At 39.6% G+C, this 16,574-nt stretch carries 17 protein-coding genes; all 17 read right to left on the reverse strand.

The annotated features are described in order from the left end of the window. Positions 1–4: 4 nt before the first annotated feature. Positions 5–1,423, reverse strand: a complete 1,419-nt coding sequence (gene gltA, locus IGJ46_RS09620; protein WP_430613781.1) for an NADPH-dependent glutamate synthase — start codon at positions 1,421–1,423, stop codon at positions 5–7. Beyond that, the gene (locus IGJ46_RS09625) at positions 1,416–2,273 is read right to left on the reverse strand and encodes a sulfide/dihydroorotate dehydrogenase-like FAD/NAD-binding protein (RefSeq protein ID WP_025186357.1); all 858 of its coding nucleotides are present in this window, start codon (positions 2,271–2,273) and stop codon (positions 1,416–1,418) included. The genes gltA and IGJ46_RS09625 overlap by 8 nt, the downstream gene beginning before the upstream one ends. Positions 2,274–2,310: 37 nt before the next feature. Then, entirely contained in the window at positions 2,311–2,775 is a 465-nt protein-coding gene (locus tag IGJ46_RS09630; protein ID WP_002382673.1) for a flavodoxin, read from the reverse strand. A 235-nt stretch (positions 2,776–3,010) separates the two neighbouring features. Then, complete coding sequence (yqeB, locus tag IGJ46_RS09635; RefSeq protein WP_162783269.1) at positions 3,011–3,841, reverse strand: selenium-dependent molybdenum cofactor biosynthesis protein YqeB; 831 nt, start codon at positions 3,839–3,841, stop codon at positions 3,011–3,013. Next, positions 3,805–4,560 (reverse strand): selenium cofactor biosynthesis protein YqeC, encoded by a 756-nt coding sequence (gene yqeC / locus IGJ46_RS09640; RefSeq protein WP_002362599.1) that lies wholly within the window; start codon positions 4,558–4,560, stop codon positions 3,805–3,807. The genes yqeB and yqeC overlap by 37 nt, the downstream gene beginning before the upstream one ends. Then, positions 4,548–4,805, reverse strand: a complete 258-nt coding sequence (locus IGJ46_RS09645; RefSeq protein ID WP_002367121.1) for a DUF3343 domain-containing protein — start codon at positions 4,803–4,805, stop codon at positions 4,548–4,550. Before IGJ46_RS09645 ends, yqeC begins: the two co-directional genes overlap by 13 nt. Before the next feature lie 19 nt (positions 4,806–4,824). Then, on the reverse strand, positions 4,825–5,412 hold the full coding sequence (gene yedF / locus IGJ46_RS09650; protein WP_156210114.1) for a sulfurtransferase-like selenium metabolism protein YedF: 588 nt from the start codon (positions 5,410–5,412) through the stop codon (positions 4,825–4,827). Between the two features lie 15 nt (positions 5,413–5,427). Further along, entirely contained in the window at positions 5,428–6,450 is a 1,023-nt protein-coding gene (gene selD, locus IGJ46_RS09655; RefSeq protein WP_430613783.1) for a selenide, water dikinase SelD, read from the reverse strand. A gap of 15 nt (positions 6,451–6,465) precedes the next feature. Further along, complete coding sequence (sclA, locus tag IGJ46_RS09660; RefSeq protein ID WP_002409647.1) at positions 6,466–7,614, reverse strand: selenocysteine lyase SclA; 1,149 nt, start codon at positions 7,612–7,614, stop codon at positions 6,466–6,468. A gap of 13 nt (positions 7,615–7,627) precedes the next feature. After that, complete coding sequence (gene mocA / locus IGJ46_RS09665; protein WP_002372229.1) at positions 7,628–8,209, reverse strand: molybdenum cofactor cytidylyltransferase; 582 nt, start codon at positions 8,207–8,209, stop codon at positions 7,628–7,630. A 13-nt stretch (positions 8,210–8,222) separates the two neighbouring features. After that, the gene (xdh, locus tag IGJ46_RS09670) at positions 8,223–10,796 is read right to left on the reverse strand and encodes a selenium-dependent xanthine dehydrogenase (RefSeq protein ID WP_430613786.1); all 2,574 of its coding nucleotides are present in this window, start codon (positions 10,794–10,796) and stop codon (positions 8,223–8,225) included. Positions 10,797–10,916: 120 nt separating this feature from the next. After that, a complete protein-coding gene (locus IGJ46_RS09675; RefSeq protein WP_218391223.1) occupies positions 10,917–11,924 on the reverse strand; it encodes an XdhC family protein in 1,008 nt (335 codons plus the stop codon). Further along, on the reverse strand, positions 11,921–12,280 hold the full coding sequence (locus IGJ46_RS09680) for a winged helix-turn-helix domain-containing protein (protein ID WP_002356595.1): 360 nt from the start codon (positions 12,278–12,280) through the stop codon (positions 11,921–11,923). Before IGJ46_RS09680 ends, IGJ46_RS09675 begins: the two co-directional genes overlap by 4 nt. A 93-nt stretch (positions 12,281–12,373) precedes the next feature. Then, positions 12,374–13,693 carry a nucleobase:cation symporter-2 family protein gene (locus IGJ46_RS09685; RefSeq protein WP_002356594.1) on the reverse strand — a complete coding sequence of 440 codons (1,320 nt, stop codon included), beginning with the start codon at positions 13,691–13,693 and terminating at the stop codon, positions 12,374–12,376. A gap of 93 nt (positions 13,694–13,786) precedes the next feature. Further along, positions 13,787–14,167: a RidA family protein gene (locus IGJ46_RS09690; protein WP_002362244.1), complete on the reverse strand. Its 381-nt coding sequence runs from the start codon at positions 14,165–14,167 to the stop codon at positions 13,787–13,789. Between the two features lie 14 nt (positions 14,168–14,181). Further along, positions 14,182–15,126, reverse strand: coding sequence for a carbamate kinase (gene arcC / locus IGJ46_RS09695; protein ID WP_002362589.1), 945 nt, complete (start codon positions 15,124–15,126; stop codon positions 14,182–14,184). A gap of 240 nt (positions 15,127–15,366) precedes the next feature. Further along, positions 15,367–16,560: a knotted carbamoyltransferase YgeW gene (gene ygeW / locus IGJ46_RS09700; RefSeq protein ID WP_002359643.1), complete on the reverse strand. Its 1,194-nt coding sequence runs from the start codon at positions 16,558–16,560 to the stop codon at positions 15,367–15,369. Positions 16,561–16,574 lie beyond the last annotated feature (14 nt).

The raw sequence follows: 16,574 nt of genomic DNA on the forward strand, positions 1-16,574 counted from the left end.
TTTCCTAAACATTGCTTGTGACTGTTGTTTTTTGTGTTTTGACATACTGATCAATTGCATTAGCTGCGATTTTCCCAGCGCCCATCGCTAAAATAACGGTGGCAGCACCTGTGACTATATCGCCCCCAGCAAAAACGCCAGGTATTGAGGTTGCTCCTGTTTTAGGATCAGCTTGAATGTAACCCCATTGGTTTAGTTCTATTTCTGGATATGTTGATAACAAGACTCGATTTGCCCCTTGGCCAATTGCCTCGATTACTGCATCAGCAGGAATGGTAAACGTGCTGTCTGGAACCGGTTCTGGCCGTCGTCTTCCAGACACATCTGGTTCACCTAAAACCATTTTGACACATTCAACACCAGCTAGATTTCCTTGTTGGTCATCCAAATAAGCAATTGGATTCGTTAACCAATAATAGTTAATTCCTTCTTCAAGGGAATGGTGGTATTCTTCAATTCTTGCTGGTAATTCTTCTAACGAACGACGATACACAATATTCACATTTTCAGCGCCTAATCGTTTGGCTGAACGAGCGGCATCCATTGCAACATTCCCGCCGCCAATCACAACAACATTTTTAGCACGTTTAATCGGTGTATCATATTCTGGAAACTCATAGCTATGCATTAAATTGATTCGTGTAAAAAATTCACTAGAAGAATAAACCCCATTTAAACTAGTTCCTGGGATTCCCATAAAGTTTGGTGCCCCTGCACCAACCGATAGATAACAGGCATCAAACTCTGACATTATTTCTTCCATCGTAATCGTTTTACCTACTACCACATTGGTTTCTATTGTTACACCTAAGGCTTCAATACTCGCAATTTCCTGTTTAACAATTTTTTTCGGTAAGCGAAATTCAGGTATGCCATAGGTTAATACACCGCCAGCTTCGTGAAGCGCTTCAAAAATAATTACTTCGTAGCCGAGCTTTGCCAAATCCCCCGCAACTGTTAACCCAGAAGGACCAGAACCGACCACTGCGACTTTCCCTTTTGTTGGTTCCGCTGTTTTCTTAGGAAACATGTGATTTTCTAATGCCCAATCGGCAACTAAACGTTCTAATTTGCCAATTGCCACTGGTTCAAAGTTTTTGGCTTTCCCTAATTTACAAACTTGTTCACATTGTTTCTCTTGCGGACAAACGCGTCCACAAATAGCAGGTAAATTCGTATATTTACTTAAAATATCGGCTGCTTGTTCCATGTTTCCTTCACGAATAGCTAAAATAAATCCAGGAATATCAATCATCACGGGGCATTTAGCAATACAAGGTGCATTTTTACATTGTAAACAACGAACCGCTTCTTCTTGCCCTTCTGCTAATGTATAGCCTAAGCAAACCTCTTCAAAATTATTCTTTCTGATAGTAGGTGCTTGTTCCGCAATCGGTGTTTTTATACGACTTTTTCTAGCCATTTTTCTCCACCTGCTCTTTCAAACGATCTGTAAAGCAAACTGCTTCTTCTTCCTGATATTGCTTCATTCGATTAATGAATTCATCCCAATTTACTTCATTGCCTTTAAACTCAGGTCCATCAACACAGGCAAATTTCATGGTACCATCAACAGTGACCCGACAACCGCCACACATGCCTGTTCCGTCAATCATAATAGGATTCAAGGAAACATAAATTGGTAATTGATGTTTTTCAGCTGTCAAGGTACAAAATTTCATCATGATGCTGGGCCCAATCGCCCAACTGCACGCTACAGATTCACGTGCAATAACTTCTTCCATCGCTTCTGTTACTAAGCCCTTTTTACCTAATGAACCATCATCCGTTGTAATGATTAGATTATCTGAATAACGACGGCATTCTTCTTGTAACAGAACTAACTCAGCTGTTCGTGCTCCCAAAATCGTAATCACTCGGTTGCCTGCTTCTTTTAAAGCCTTGATAATTGGATAAATAGCCGCGATACCAACCCCGCCACCGACAACCATCACCGTTCCATATTGCTTCACTTCTGTGGGCATACCTAAAGGTCCAGTGATATCCAACAAAGAGTCTGAAGTTTTAAGTTGGGAAAGTGCAGCTGTTGTCTTACCGATTACTTGGAAAATAATTCGAATACCGCCTGCTTGTGGATTTGTCTCCGCAATCGTTAAGGGGATCCGTTCTCCTTTTTCGTCAATTCTTAAAATAACAAACTGTCCAGCCTGAGCATGTGTCGCTATTCTTGGCGCTTCCAGCCAAAAATCAAATGTATTACTAGATAATTGAGTCGATTGAAGAATATTAAACATTGAAATACCTACCTTCATCGTTCCTTTTCATTCTGACTCCTACTTTCTTAAACCCTTAGGCAACGCTATCAGATAAAGTTGTGGCGACACTTTTAACAAATGTTTTTAGCATTTCGATGTCTTCTTCTTCTGCATTGTTTTCAATTTCAACTGTTTCAGCTACTTTTTTAGCACCAGCTTTTTCAAAAGCTCCTACAAAATCATGCGCTGATTTACAGAAAAATTCACCATATTCACGATCACCGGAGCCAACAACACCAAATGGCTTACCTGCTAAATCCTTCTCAGTTAATTCATCAAAGAAATCTTCAAATTCAAAAGGCAGTTCCCCATCACCATAAGTATACGTTGCGATAATACAAGCATCTGCATCATCAAAGAAGTCTACATCAACTTCTGAACATTCTTCACGTTCTACTTCAACTCCAGCTTCTTGAAACTGTTCTTCCAAAATCTCGGAAATTTCTTCTGTGTTTCCAGTCATACTTGCATAAACAATTTTTACTAGTGCCATCTTCATTCATTTCCTTTCTTTTTCCTAAATATTTCAATGCATTCAAATGCAATTGTAACCCCTTACATTAATTCTTAAAAAAATAACTTTTACAAATGATTTTATTCACAAACTAATCTAACTAAGTATGTACTCTTCCCCTTTCGAGATAGAGTATTTTTTACTACGTCTTTACTATACCACATTCCAAACCTTTTTAACAATATTTTTAAGGTAAAAAAAATATTATTTAGGTTCTTTTTTATAAAACGTTTTTCCTTCTTCCAATCATAAAAATTGCTTCTAAAACCGCTCCCCCTAATGCACGAGCTTTGTCGGAGATCGTCAAGCAATCGACTTTCTCAACTGGTCGAGGATCTACATCTGCACACTTCAACCCTTGATAACATGTTACCTTTTCTGAAATCAATCCTCTCAAAGTCCCTGTCAGAGGCGAATAAACTGGAACCTGATCGATTAAAAATAATGCTTCCCCTTTCAACACGAGATCCCCTATGTTTTTAAGGTGGGTAACTTGTCCTGAAGCAGGGGCATGGACAACTCGTTCCGCACTTTTTCCGCCAATTTCACCTGGAATACCTGTATTAGGTAAAGCTGTTCCTTCAAAGTATAAACGTCCCAACCTATGGCCACGCATTGTCTCAATCACAACATCGACATCTTGCGGTGCTGAAAAGCCTGGTCCTAAAGCAATCGTAATCGGTGCCATTCCTCGATGCGTACCTAAATTTTTCTTAGCCAAAATCGCATCGATAACAATCAGTGGTTTCAATTGTTGAATAGCACTTGCTGTTTGATCGACAAAAACAGGCAGCTTATTTTGCTGCCAACATTTCGCGCAATCCTTTAATGAAGTAATTCGAACAGCAACCAAATCTTCCACACTTTGTTCTTTCTGGAAAATAGCATCACAAACTGAAACAGTCCGCCGAATGGCCAGAGGACATTCTGTTTCTAATACTAGTATTTTAAAGCCAACGTGCCATAATTTTTGGATAACACCTGTCGCTAGATCGCCCCCTCCGCGAACAATCACTAATTTTTCTTGGATGTTTTGACTGATTTCTCCCATAAAATAAGTCCTTTCTCTAATTCCATATTGCAAGCAATAATTTTGTCTAATTTTTCAAAACAGCTTTTGGGTAACTGAAGACAGACATTCATCGCTTGAACGAACTCTCTTCGCGTATGGGTTTGATTTAAACACAAAATTCGTTTGCCTTGGCTCTCTTTAAACAATCCTTTTGGATGAGCAATGAGTTGAGCTAACAATGTTTCTGTGATTGGTTCTTGTTGTTGCGCATCGGTTAATTCCAAAAAAAGCGGCAACCGATGAATGGTCGTTTCATCTATCTTTTGACCAATCACAGAAATCGGAAGCACACCAATTGTGGTGGTTGTTTCTTTTAATATCACGGGTTCATAAGAAGACCAGCCTTTCAAAGGTCGTTGTTTGGACCCATCCGCTTCTAAAAAAACTTTCGTGAAGTGCTGAAACAATGTTTGAAACGAGGTCATTGCAGGCATCGTTAGTTTTGTTTGGTTGTTGATAGCGGTTCCTGCTAAAGTGATTCCGCAGATATTCGGCGTTATTTTTTCAAAATGGTTTGTATAAAAATAATCATACAATTGACGTTGGGGAAACCCAATTTTTGTGGTTGTACTAACCAGAACAGCTTCTTTTCGATATGTTTTTGCTAGCGCCCACATTAAGCTTGTTTTCCCACCACTACCAACAATTGACACAATCTCCTTTCCTTGTAAATCAAAACACTTTTTTAAGGACTCCACAGTTGGTACCTCCTTTCCCCAAGGTCATTTTTCACAGAAAAAATAGAGGCTACGCGTACTTTTGCTTCTTCTAAAAAACATACACTGTGAGTTATTTCCGCTTCATTAATGAGTAAACCGATCCCACAGCCATCCGTCAATGATGGTGGCAAAGTAAAGACGCGAACAGCCACCTTTCTTGTCAACAGTACTTGTTCTGCCTGAACAGCATAATGTGTATTCGGAAAGGTTAGCAAATACTCCATCTTTTCACCTTCTTTTTTGTTAAAGCGTAATTACTTTAGCCGCTTGATTCATCGTTTCAACAATTTCATACATATTAGTAATAGAGCCGATAGCTAAGGTGTCTGTTAAATGATAAAAATCTAAACAGGCCCCACACGTTTTAATCGTGGTTCCCTTCTCCGCTAATTGTTGCAAATCAGCTAAGGTGTTCGCTGCTTGATTCGTTAAAAACGCCCCTCGATTAAAGAATAATAGCTGTGTAGGAACAGTTTCTGCTTCTGATAATGATTGAAGATAACTTTTCATTAGTAGTCGTCCTAGCTGCTCGTCTCCAGTACCTAATTGATCGGAGCCAATCGTAATTACTAAATCTGTTGCTGACTGACTTGTTTGTTGAGTCGCTTCTTCAGGTACCGTAATTTTGACAGAGAAAACCGTGGCTTCTATCTGCTTCGCAGTCAAAGTGGCTTGTTTTTTAGTAGCTAATTTTTTTAAATTTTCAATGGCTACTTCGTTATCGACTAAAACCTCGATAGTGCCTCCAGCCAAACCTAGCTCCGCCAAGGCTTTTTTCGTTTCAATCACAGGTATTGGGCAAGGTTTTCCCAATGCATCTACTAATTTCATATTTGGCCCTTCTCTCTATAAAAGTACTACTGCTTGTTGTTCTTTTGGCAGAACCTCGCCAATAATTTTGGCAACAGGGTCCTCTTTTTGAATAGCTGCTAAACAGGCTGCCGCTTCATCAGCAGCGACACTAATTAACAGTCCGCCAGATGTTTGTGGATCAAACAAAAGTTCTTGCATTTCCATAGAAATTTTTGAATAATCGATTGTCGTTCCGATTGTTTGGCGGTTTCTTTGCCCAGCTGCAGTAACTAAACATTCTGCGGCGTAGGCCAACGCTCCTGTAATGGTTGGTAATGTTTCTGTATCAATCAGTAATGTTACCTGATTATCAGCCATTTCTTTTGCATGAATTAATAGACCAAACCCAGTCACGTCAGTACAAGCATGTACTGCGTAGGATCGAGCATTCGCAGCGGCATATTTATTTAAACGTTCCATCGAATCTTGTGCGATTTTTTGTTCCGTCTGCTTCGCCAATTGCCCCCGAACAGCCGCTTGAATAATTCCTACACCTAATGCTTTAGTTAAAATCAAGACATCCCCCACCTGTGGCGCATTATTATGCCACAAATTTTCTGGATGAACTTCTCCGGTTACCGCTAGACCATACTTGGGTTCATGATCATAAATCGAATGGCCTCCCGCCAGTAAAGCACCCGCTTCCTTTAATTTTAAGCTGCCACCCAAGAGCATTTGTTCCAACCATTCTTTTGACATCTTTTGTGGAAAACAAACAAGATTTAACGCATAGAGGACTGTACCGCCCATGGCATAGACATCACTTAAAGCATTAGCGACCGCAATTTTTCCAAATGATAACGGATCATTGACCATTGGTGAAAAAAAATCTACCGTTGAAATCAAAGCTTTTTCAGACGTTATTTGGTAAACAGCGGCGTCGTCGGCATGTTCAAATCCGACGAGTAGCCGCTCATTTGCCGGTGTTTCGGGTAAGTGTTGCAACAATTGGTTCAGTACACGGGATTCAATTTTTGCCCCACAGCCACCTGATGTACATTGTGATAAAAAATCCATGCTGTCCGCTCCTTCTCAAATTAGTAGTTCTTGTAAAGCGTGAATTGTCCAAGTAATTTCTTCAGGCGTTGTCTGCCAACCAAAGCTAAAACGTAAGGTGCCAGTTGCTAAAGTCCCAGCTGTTTGATGGGCTAATGGTGCACAATGCAAACCTGCGCGCGTCATAATGCCATATTGTTCTGCTAGTTGCTGTGCCACTATTGTTTCTTCCTGATTCCACAGTGTGATAGAAACAACAGGGACAGTTTGTGCCACGTCCTTGGTTCCTAAAATTGTGACAGGTAACCCTGATAAACCATTTAAAAAATTCTGCATTAAGGTTCGTTCGTGCTTTTGAATCGCTGCTAAACCAATTTTATTCAACTCTTTAACAGAACTATTTAAGCTTAGAATACCTAAACTGTTTAACGTACCAGCTTCAAATTTATCTGGTAAAAAAGAGGGTTGATCAAAGGAATTAGAATGGCTACCAGTGCCGCCCGTTATCAGTGGCTTAACCGCTTCAGCCCCTCGCTCACTAAAAGCTAACCCACCAATACCTGCTAATCCATATAAGCTTTTATGTCCAGTAAAGGCTAACACATCAATGGCCATCTGGGTCATTTTTATTGGTAAAAATCCCGCCGTTTGAGCCGCATCCAAAACAGTTAGTAAGCCTTTCTGTTGAGCCCATTGAAAACATTCTTCAATGGGTAAAATGGTGCCTAAGACATTGGATGCGTGTGTCATCACCAAGGCTTTTGTATTCGTGCGCCAGGCTCGCTGAATATCTTCTACATCTAACAGGCCAGTTTTTTGACAAGCAACATACGTCACTGAAATGCCTCGTTCTTTCTCAAGCAAGTGAAGAGGTCTAGCTACTGCATGATGTTCTAACATAGTCGTAATCACATGGTCGCCAGGTTGTAAAATCCCCGCTAATGCAAGATTTAAGGAAGTTGTTGCGTTATTCGTAAACGTAATCTGAGCCGCACTGGGTGCCTGAAAAAAGTCTGCTAACAATTGACGTGTCTCTAAAAGAGGAAGCCCCTCTCTAAGCAAAGGGGCATTTCTTCCGTAATTCATGAACTGATTTTCTGCTAAATAGGCAGTCAAAGCCTCAATGGTTGCTGGAAATTTTTTATAGGAAGTCGCTGCATAATTTAAATAAACCAAGTCCTTCATACGTTTTTCCTCTCTAACTATTGGTTTCTTGAATTAATTTTTGGTACTCTTCTGGCGTGTCGATATCTTTTAAACGGCCAGGAGTCGCTATTCTCAACATCTGAACTGCTTCTGGAAAGCGTTCATAAATCATGCGTCCGCCTGTTTCACCAGTCAATGTTAATAGTTCTTGTCGAAATTGATTACCGAATAACACTGGACTACTAGGACAACCATCTTTTTGTAATGGCACTACAATTTTATTTCTCTGACATTTATCTAACACGGGTTGTAGCATTTTAGGTGTTAACAATGGTTGATCACTAGGTAAGTATAAATAGCCAGCTCCCCGAGCTTGTTCGGTTCCTAAACGAATACTGCTACTTTGCCCTTCTTGCCATTGATGATTGAGAATCAACTGAATGTTCTTAGGTAAAGGAAACGCTGGCTGATTCTCAGGCGAAACAACTAAAATCCGTTCTAATACGTCTAATTGATTCACTAAGGTTAACGTGTGCTCTAAAAATGTTTTTCCTTGATATTTTAAGAACAATTTATTTTGGCCCATCCGTTGTGAATTGCCCGATGCTAGAATAATGACACTAACGAGTGACATGAGTTGTCTCCTTTTATCTTTTTTTCTTTTGATAAGGGGTATTTTCTAAAGGCAGACTTGGTCGGAGCTGACCATCCAAGGCAAAATATGCGCCTGCTACAGCTGGTGCGGTAGGGATCGTTGCTAACTCACCTACGCCTTTAATTCCATAGGCTAAACCTTCGTGAAGATTGTCAGCATGAACCAAAATTGTTTCGATTGGTGGTACTTGAGTGGCATTCACTAATCCTAGCGTTGCATATTTTGCTTTAACATAGCCTTCTTCTAAGGCAAATTTTTCAGTTAAAGCATACCCCATGCCCATTGCAATCCCACCTTCAATTTGACCTTCAGCAGCTCGTGGATTCACCACTTGCCCCATATCATACGCAGCCACAAATTTAGCTACTTTTCCTTTGTCATCTAGAATAGCTACTTCAGCAGCATAACCATAACCAGCATGACTAACTGGACTTTTTTTATCATTAATTAATGGATCCGTTTTCGCTGAATATTCCCCATAAAATTCTTCGCCTTCCAAATCGCTTAAAGCACGTCCCATATCAAGCTCATACCGTAATTGCATTGCCGCTCTTCTAGTTGCTTCTCCTGTGAAGAGTGACTGCCTCGAAGCCGTTGTCGTTCCTGAATTCGGTGTTCTTCTTGTATCAGGGGCTTCCGCAACAATCATTTCTGGTGGTAAATTTAATGTTTCACAGGCAATTTGCGTCGTAACGGTTGCCATCCCTTGACCGATACAAGCAGCACTTGTGCGGACATGTATTTTTCCTTCTTCAACAGAAATAATACAACGCCCTGTATCAGGTAGCCCCACACCCACGCCACTATTTTTAAAGAAACTAGAAATTCCAGCAACTTCCGCTTGTTCATAGACGTCTTTAACCGCTAACAAGGCTTCTTTTAACGCCGCATTTTTCGAGACCAATTGTCCATTCGGTAAAGTATCTCCTGGGGCGACGGCATTTTTAAAGCGTATTTCCCATGGTGATAGTCCGACTTTTTCTGCTAACAAGTTTAAATTACTTTCAATTGCAAAAGCCGTTTGGCAAACACCAAATCCGCGAAATGCACCTGCTGGCGGATTATTAGTATATACAGCAAACCCTTCCACATCAATCGTTTGATACTTGTAGGGACCTGCCGCATGTGTACAAGCCCGTTGCAATACCGGTCCTCCTAAAGAAGCATAGGCCCCAGTATCCGCATAAATCACTGCTTTCATTGCAGTTAAATTGCCTTCTTCATCACAGCCGGTCGTAAAGTCCATTTCCATGCCATGGCGTTTGGGATGAACCATCAAACTTTCTTCACGGCTTAGCAGTACTTTTACTGGTTTCTTCAATAACCAAGCGGCTAAGGATGCATGATGCTGAACACTCATGTCTTCTTTTCCACCAAAACCACCACCAACAAGTTTTGATTGAACATGAATTTTTTCCTTGTCTAGTCCTAACATCCGAGCCACTTCCCGTTGTTCATCATAGATACTTTGACCCGCACTAAAGAGTAAAATGCCCTCACCTTCAGGCTGTGCAATCGCACACTCGGGTTCCATAAAGGCATGTTCGTTAATTGGTACGGAATAATGTTCTGTCACTACAAACGCAGAATTTACTAATACTTCCTCTGCATTGCCACGTACCAAGTGTTCATGAGACAAGATATTGCCCTTTTCATGAATAGCTGGTGCACCTTCTGCTAAAGCAGCATCACAAGAAGTAAGCGGTATCATTTCTTCGTAATCAACTTCCACTAAATTTTTTATCTCTGGTAAGGTTTCTTTTCTTTTTGAAACAACGAGTGCCACTGCATCCCCAACATACCGTGTTATTTCACCTTCTGGAATCATTACATCCCAATCGGAAATAAATTCTAAATGACCAATTTTATTATTTCCTGGAACGTCTTTAGCTGTGAACACAGCCACACAGTCAGGATGCGCCAATGCTTGGGTACTATCGATTGATAGAACTTTTGCGCGAGGATAGGCACTCCGCAAAGCAGATGCATGAAGCATTCCTTCTATGTCAATGTCATCTACATAAATCCCTGTTCCTAAGGTTTTCTCCACTGCATCGACCCGTTGGAAGTCTTCCCCTAATTTACCATTTGAATGTTCTCCTGGAATGCTCGCTTCTTCACAAAACATTTTAGCAGCTAACTGAATGGCTTCTATTATTTTCACATATCCTGTACAACGACAAATGTTTCCTCGTATAGCTTTCTGAATGTCTTCTTTTGCGGGTTCGGGTTTCTTGTTCAATAATCCTTGTGCCGAAATAACCATCCCAGGGATGCAATACCCGCACTGAACTGCACCCGTTTTTGCAAACGCATAAGCATAGACATCTTTTTGCCGTTGGCTTAAACCTTCGATTGTCGTGACTTCTTTACCAGCTAATTTTTCTAGAGTAAACAAACATGCTTTGGAAGCCTTTCCATTTACTAACACCGTACATGCACCGCAAGAGCCTTGGTTACAGCCATCTTTTGTTCCAGTTAGACCCAGATCCTCCCGCAAAAAGTCCATTAATTTTTTGTTTGTTTCACAGGTTTCACTTTGACCATTTACAATAATTGAATACATTTCTTGCACCTCGATTTCTGATATAGTTTAGTGTTCAATCACCTAGATTATACCACAAATCTTCGTTCTAAAAATTATTTTTTAGCAAAAAAAGTTTTTTATTTAACTTAAAGGTCCTCATTATTGATAGCGCTGTTGAATTAATTCTCCCGCGATGCTAATCGCTAACTCTTCTGGTGTTTCGGCTGCAATGTCTAAGCCAATTGGCATGAAAATTCTTTCAATTTCATTCATTGTATAACCGACCTCTTTTAACCGTCGAACTTGTGAAGCAATTTTGTGTTTGCTCCCCATCACACCAATATATTTGGCTGGTGTTTCCAATAACTGTTTGGCAACGATGAAATCAAAATTGTGTCCTCTGGTAATTACTATACCATAATCGTCCGCCGTTATTTCAATAAACGCAGCTAAATTTTCTAAAGGAATCACCCGTAGTTCCTCAGCTTGTGGAAAAGCTTGTGCCGTCAAAAATTCTGGACGATCGTCCACTACAACGCAATAAAACGATAAATAGTTTAAAATAGGTACCAATGCGCGTGCGACATGTCCACTTCCAAAAATATATACTTTCCCTACTTGGAGGATTGCTTCTGTTAAAAAAGTTGTTTCCTCTTTTTGCACACAATGGATACCTTTAGGTAGCAAACTTAATTCCCCCTCCCAAGAAGTGGAACCAATCAATTCGCCTGTTTCACTATAAAAGGATACTTTTCCTAAATTGTTTTGATCTAGTTCAGTCATTAACCAACCTTGTTGGTTATTTTGAAAATGCGTTTCTATGGATTCACACAACTCCTTTAAAAATGGCGTTTCCCATGAAAGATAATGGAAAAAAATCGTGACATTCCCGCCACAGACCATACCTAAATCAGCAATATTATTCGGGGCTAAAATAAATTGACGTTGTGCATTTTCTTTCTCAAGAAGTAGCTTTTTTGCCACTTGTTCAGCCTGAAATTCAACCGCCCCACCACCAACAGTTCCGGCTATTCTACCTTCGGCGGAAACCAGCATTCTAGCCCCTTGACTTCGTGGTGTAGATCCTGAACTTGTACCAATCGTTAATAACATCGTGTCTTGCTTTTCCAATATTGCCTGTTTCAAACGCTGAAATACTTCTCTCATTTCAGTTCCTCCGATACTACATCCTGTTCTTTAAAGATTTCTTCAAAGCATGCCTCTACCTGTTGATACACTTTTTTCTCAAATAAAAGATATTGATCAATCAATTCTTTTCCTTGGTCCGTAACAATTGACCCGCCACCATTACAACCACCAACACTTTTGATAATTAATGGAAAAGATAGCTCTTCTTCAGCTACCCGCACAATCCGCCATGCCTTATTATAAGACATTTTCATCTCTTTTGCCGCTAAGTTTAGTGACCCAGTTTGCTGAATTTTTTGTAAAACTTCGACAACGCCAGGACCAAAAAAGTTCCGATCTGTTTTTAATTTTAAGTTTAGGGAATACGTAAACATCTTCTCCTCCTTTATTCGTTCATTTTTTTATAGATAACGTAAGGGAAAAAGGATACGAAAGCTTACTCACTTTCGTATCAAAAAAAGCAATCTTCACTCAAGTGCTACGCGCTTTTTTGGTTTTAAAATGACATTTAAAAGGACTGCTACCAAAGTGGTTAAGATAACTTCCGAATTACCGAAAATCGTTGTTACCCAAGTTGGAAAACCAGCTAAGCTTCCAGTAGACAATGTGACACCAATTCCAAATGCTAGAGCTGTTCCGACAACCCCAGTATTTCGAGGAGTCATTTCCTGCGAAGCAATCATCCGAATACCTGTCATAGAAATAGAAGCAAAAACTGAAATCGTTGCACCACCAATTACCGCGTAAGGAATCGTAGTTAATAACGCAGCTACTTTCGGAACAAAACCAGCAATTAATAATATAACTGAAGCGAAAACCAGAACATACTTATTAATCACTTTTGTTACCGTAACCAGACCAACATTTTGTCCAAAAGTTGCTACTGGGATTGATCCAAATAAACTGCCAATAAAGTTAGTGAATCCACTCCCCATAATTCCGCCAGATAATTCTTCGTCCGTTGCATCCCGATCCATTGCCCCAACCGTTGTTGCTGTAAATTGACCGATGGCTTGAACAGCATCAACAATAAACATCACCACAAGCGTAAAGATTGGTACCAGTTGAAAATCCAGTCCAAAATGAAACGGGGTAATTACCTGAACGATTTTAGCATTTTGAACTGGCTCAAAACTAACCATCCCTAAAGCTAAAGAAATCAAATAGCCAATAACCATTCCGTTTAAAATTGCTGATAACTTCAAAAATCCTTTTGCAAAATAATTGAAGTAAAAGACAATCGCAAAGGTTAATAATGCAACTAACCAATTCCGGGCTGAACCAAAATCAGCACTACCAGCTCCTCCTGCCATATACTTAATCGCAACTGGAAACAGGGATAGTCCAATACTTAAAATAACCGTTCCCGTTACTAAAGGCGGAAACAACACACGGATTTTTTTAATGAACAAACCAACAATAATAACAAGAATACTGCCAACTAATTGGGAACCAAAAATTGCTGCAATTCCAAAATCAGCTCCGATGGCCATCAAAATCGGTACATACGCAAAACTTGCCCCCATCATAACTGGTAACCGTGAACCTACTTTTCCAAAAATAGGGAAAAGTTGAATTAACGTTGCAACTGCTGAAAAAATCAATGATGTTTGAATCAAAATAGTCGTATCACTAGGACTTAATTGGCAAACTTTGGCAATCATAATTCCCGGTGTGACAATCCCTACTACTGCTGCGACAACGTGTTGCAATCCCATCGGAATTGCTTCAGAAATTGATAGTTTCGCATCATATTCAAATAATGCTTGCTCTTTTTTTTCATTCATAGGATCGTTTCCTTCTTCTTTTTATTCTAAAAGGATTGTTCCCCTTAATCAGTAAAGAATGCAATCCTTTTTCCCTCAGAAACATCTTAAAAATTATCCTTTGACAGCAACTGCTTCAATTTCAAATAAACCATCTTTTGGCAACTTGGCTACTTCTACACAAGAACGTGCAGGCAAAACTTCTGAAAAGTAATTCCCATAGATTTCGTTAATTTTGCTAAAATCAGACATATGTTGTAAAAACACCGTTGTTTTCACAACATTATCATAGGTCATCTCGACCTCTTTTAAAATCGAACCTAAATTGATAAAAGCTTGTTTTGCTTGTTCTTCCACTGTAGTCTTCATTTCGCCCGATTGCGGATCTAATCCTAGTTGTCCAGAAATGTACAACGTATTTCCCGCTAAGACAGAATGTGAATAAGGCCCTACAGCAGCTGGTGCCTGTGCAGAATTAATCATTTTGTTTGTCATCGTTTTCCTCCATTCTATGATTCTTTATTTTCAATTAAAGTCCCTGTTTTTCCAGATAATCCTTCTTTGGCTTTTTCTAATAACGTAATCAATGTTTTTCGACCTGGCTTAGATTCAGCAAACTTAATCGCTGCTTCAACTTTTGGTAACATTGAACCTGGAGCAAACTGACCTTCTTGCGCATATTGTTTCATTTTTTCTGTTGAAACATTCCCTAAGGCTTCTTGATTTTCTTTACCAAAATTAATACAAACTTTTTCAACTGCTGTTAAAATCACGAGCAGATCAGCATCTACTTGTTCAGCCAGTCGTTCACTACAAAAATCTTTGTCGATGACTGCATTTACACCTTTTAGTCGGTTCCCTTCTTGAATGACTGGGATGCCACCACCGCCGCCAGCAATGACTGTTTGGCCAGCATCAACCAATGTTTGAATCGTGAGAAGTTCGACAATATTTTTTGGTTTAGGAGAAGCGACGACTTGGCGATAACCACGGCCAGCATCTTCCATCACTTGTATATTTTTTTCTTTGACTAATTGTTCTGCTTCTTCTTTTGTCATGAAGCGGCCAATTGGTTTCGTTGGTTTTTTGAACGCCGGATCATTTTCATCCACGACCACTTGAGTGACTATGGTGGTGACGGCTTTACTTATATTTCGCTGACGCAACTCTTCTTGTAGCGCATTCTCTAAATCATAGCCAATGTAACTTTGACTCATGGCTACGCACATGGATAACGGAACAACTGGATATTGTGGATTATTAAAGGAAAATTCTTCCATAGCTAATTGAATCATCCCCACTTGAGGACCATTGCCATGAGATAAAATAACTTCATATCCTGCTTCAATCAAATCTGCAATCGCTTTGGAGGTCTGTTTTACGGCAGTCATCTGCTCCGTCAAATTATTTCCTAAAGCATTGCCACCTAAAGCTACTACGACGCGTTTGCCCATTGCTTCACCTCATTTTCTGTTTTATAAAAAGGACGATGCTTTTTCTTTTTCACAACGAGTTTTCGTATTAACTGTCTGTTGTCGTTGCATGAAGTCAACGCACATGACTAAGCGTTCTTGACTCGAGACAATCACACATTCATGAATAGACTTGGGAAGGTCTTATTTGTTCATGTTGAAGAGGCAACTTCTAATGATTCATTGTGTAAAGAAAAAGCATCTGTCTTCATGCCAAATTCATTATTTTACTTCTCTTGGTGTCGCTTTATCCGCTAAGTCTGTTAAGGTTTTTTGCGGATTTTTTACTTTACTTAAGAAAATCATAGCCGCAATAACATACGGTTTGTAGCTAGCTTCTTTGTAAAGTTCGACCCGATAACGATCGAAAACAGAAGCTTCCACTTCACCTTCTTCACAACTAACGCCAGTAATATCAGCTGGTAGACAATGCATATACAAAGCTTTGCCGTCTTTTGTTGTTTTCATCAATTCTTCTGTACATTCCCAATCTTTGTGCTTTTTATTTTGAGAAAGTAATTCTTGTTCTAATTGATCAATTCCTGCTTGGTCACCATTGCCATATAATTCAGTTCGCTTTTCCATTGCTGCAAAAGGTGCCCAGCTTTTCGGATAAACAACATCCGCATCTTTGAATGCTTCTGCCATACTATTCGTTTTAGTAAAGTTTCCACCAAATTCTGCTGCATTTTTCTTCGCAACTTCTTCTACTTCTGGCATAATTTCATAACCTTCTGGATGTGCTAAGACGACATCCATTCCTAAACGGGTCATTAGACCAACAATTCCTTGAGGAACAGATAATGGTTTTCCATAAGATGGTGAATACGCCCAAGTCATGGCAACTTTTTTCCCTTTCAGGTTTTCAATACCACCAAATTCATGAATTAAATGCAACGCATCCGCCATTGCTTGCGTCGGATGGTCAATATCACATTGTAAATTCACTAACGTTGGGCGTTGTTCTAATACCCCATCTTTATATCCTTCTTGGACAGATTCTGATACTTCGTGCATGTAAGCATTGCCTTTACCAATGTACATGTCATCACGAATACCAATGATATCAGCCATAAAAGAAATCATGTTTGCTGTCTCACGAACAGTTTCTCCGTGAGAAATTTGACTTTTTCCTTCGTCTAAATCTTGAACTTCTAAGCCCAAAAGATTACACGCTGAAGCGAAACTAAAACGTGTTCTTGTAGAGTTGTCGCGGAATAAAGAAATCCCCAAGCCACTATCAAAGATTTTAGTTGAAATATTATTTTCTCTTAAATAGCGTAATGTATCGGCAACTGTGAAAACAGCTTCTAATTCATCTCTTGTTTTTTCCCAAGTTAGGAAAAAGTCATTTTCGTACATTTTTTCAAATTCTAATTTATCTAATTTCTCAATATATTCTTTAAACGTTTCCATTCCATCTGCTCCTT

Source organism: Enterococcus sp. AZ120 (assembly GCF_050546165.1).
GTDB classification, from domain to species: domain Bacteria; phylum Bacillota; class Bacilli; order Lactobacillales; family Enterococcaceae; genus Enterococcus; species Enterococcus faecalis.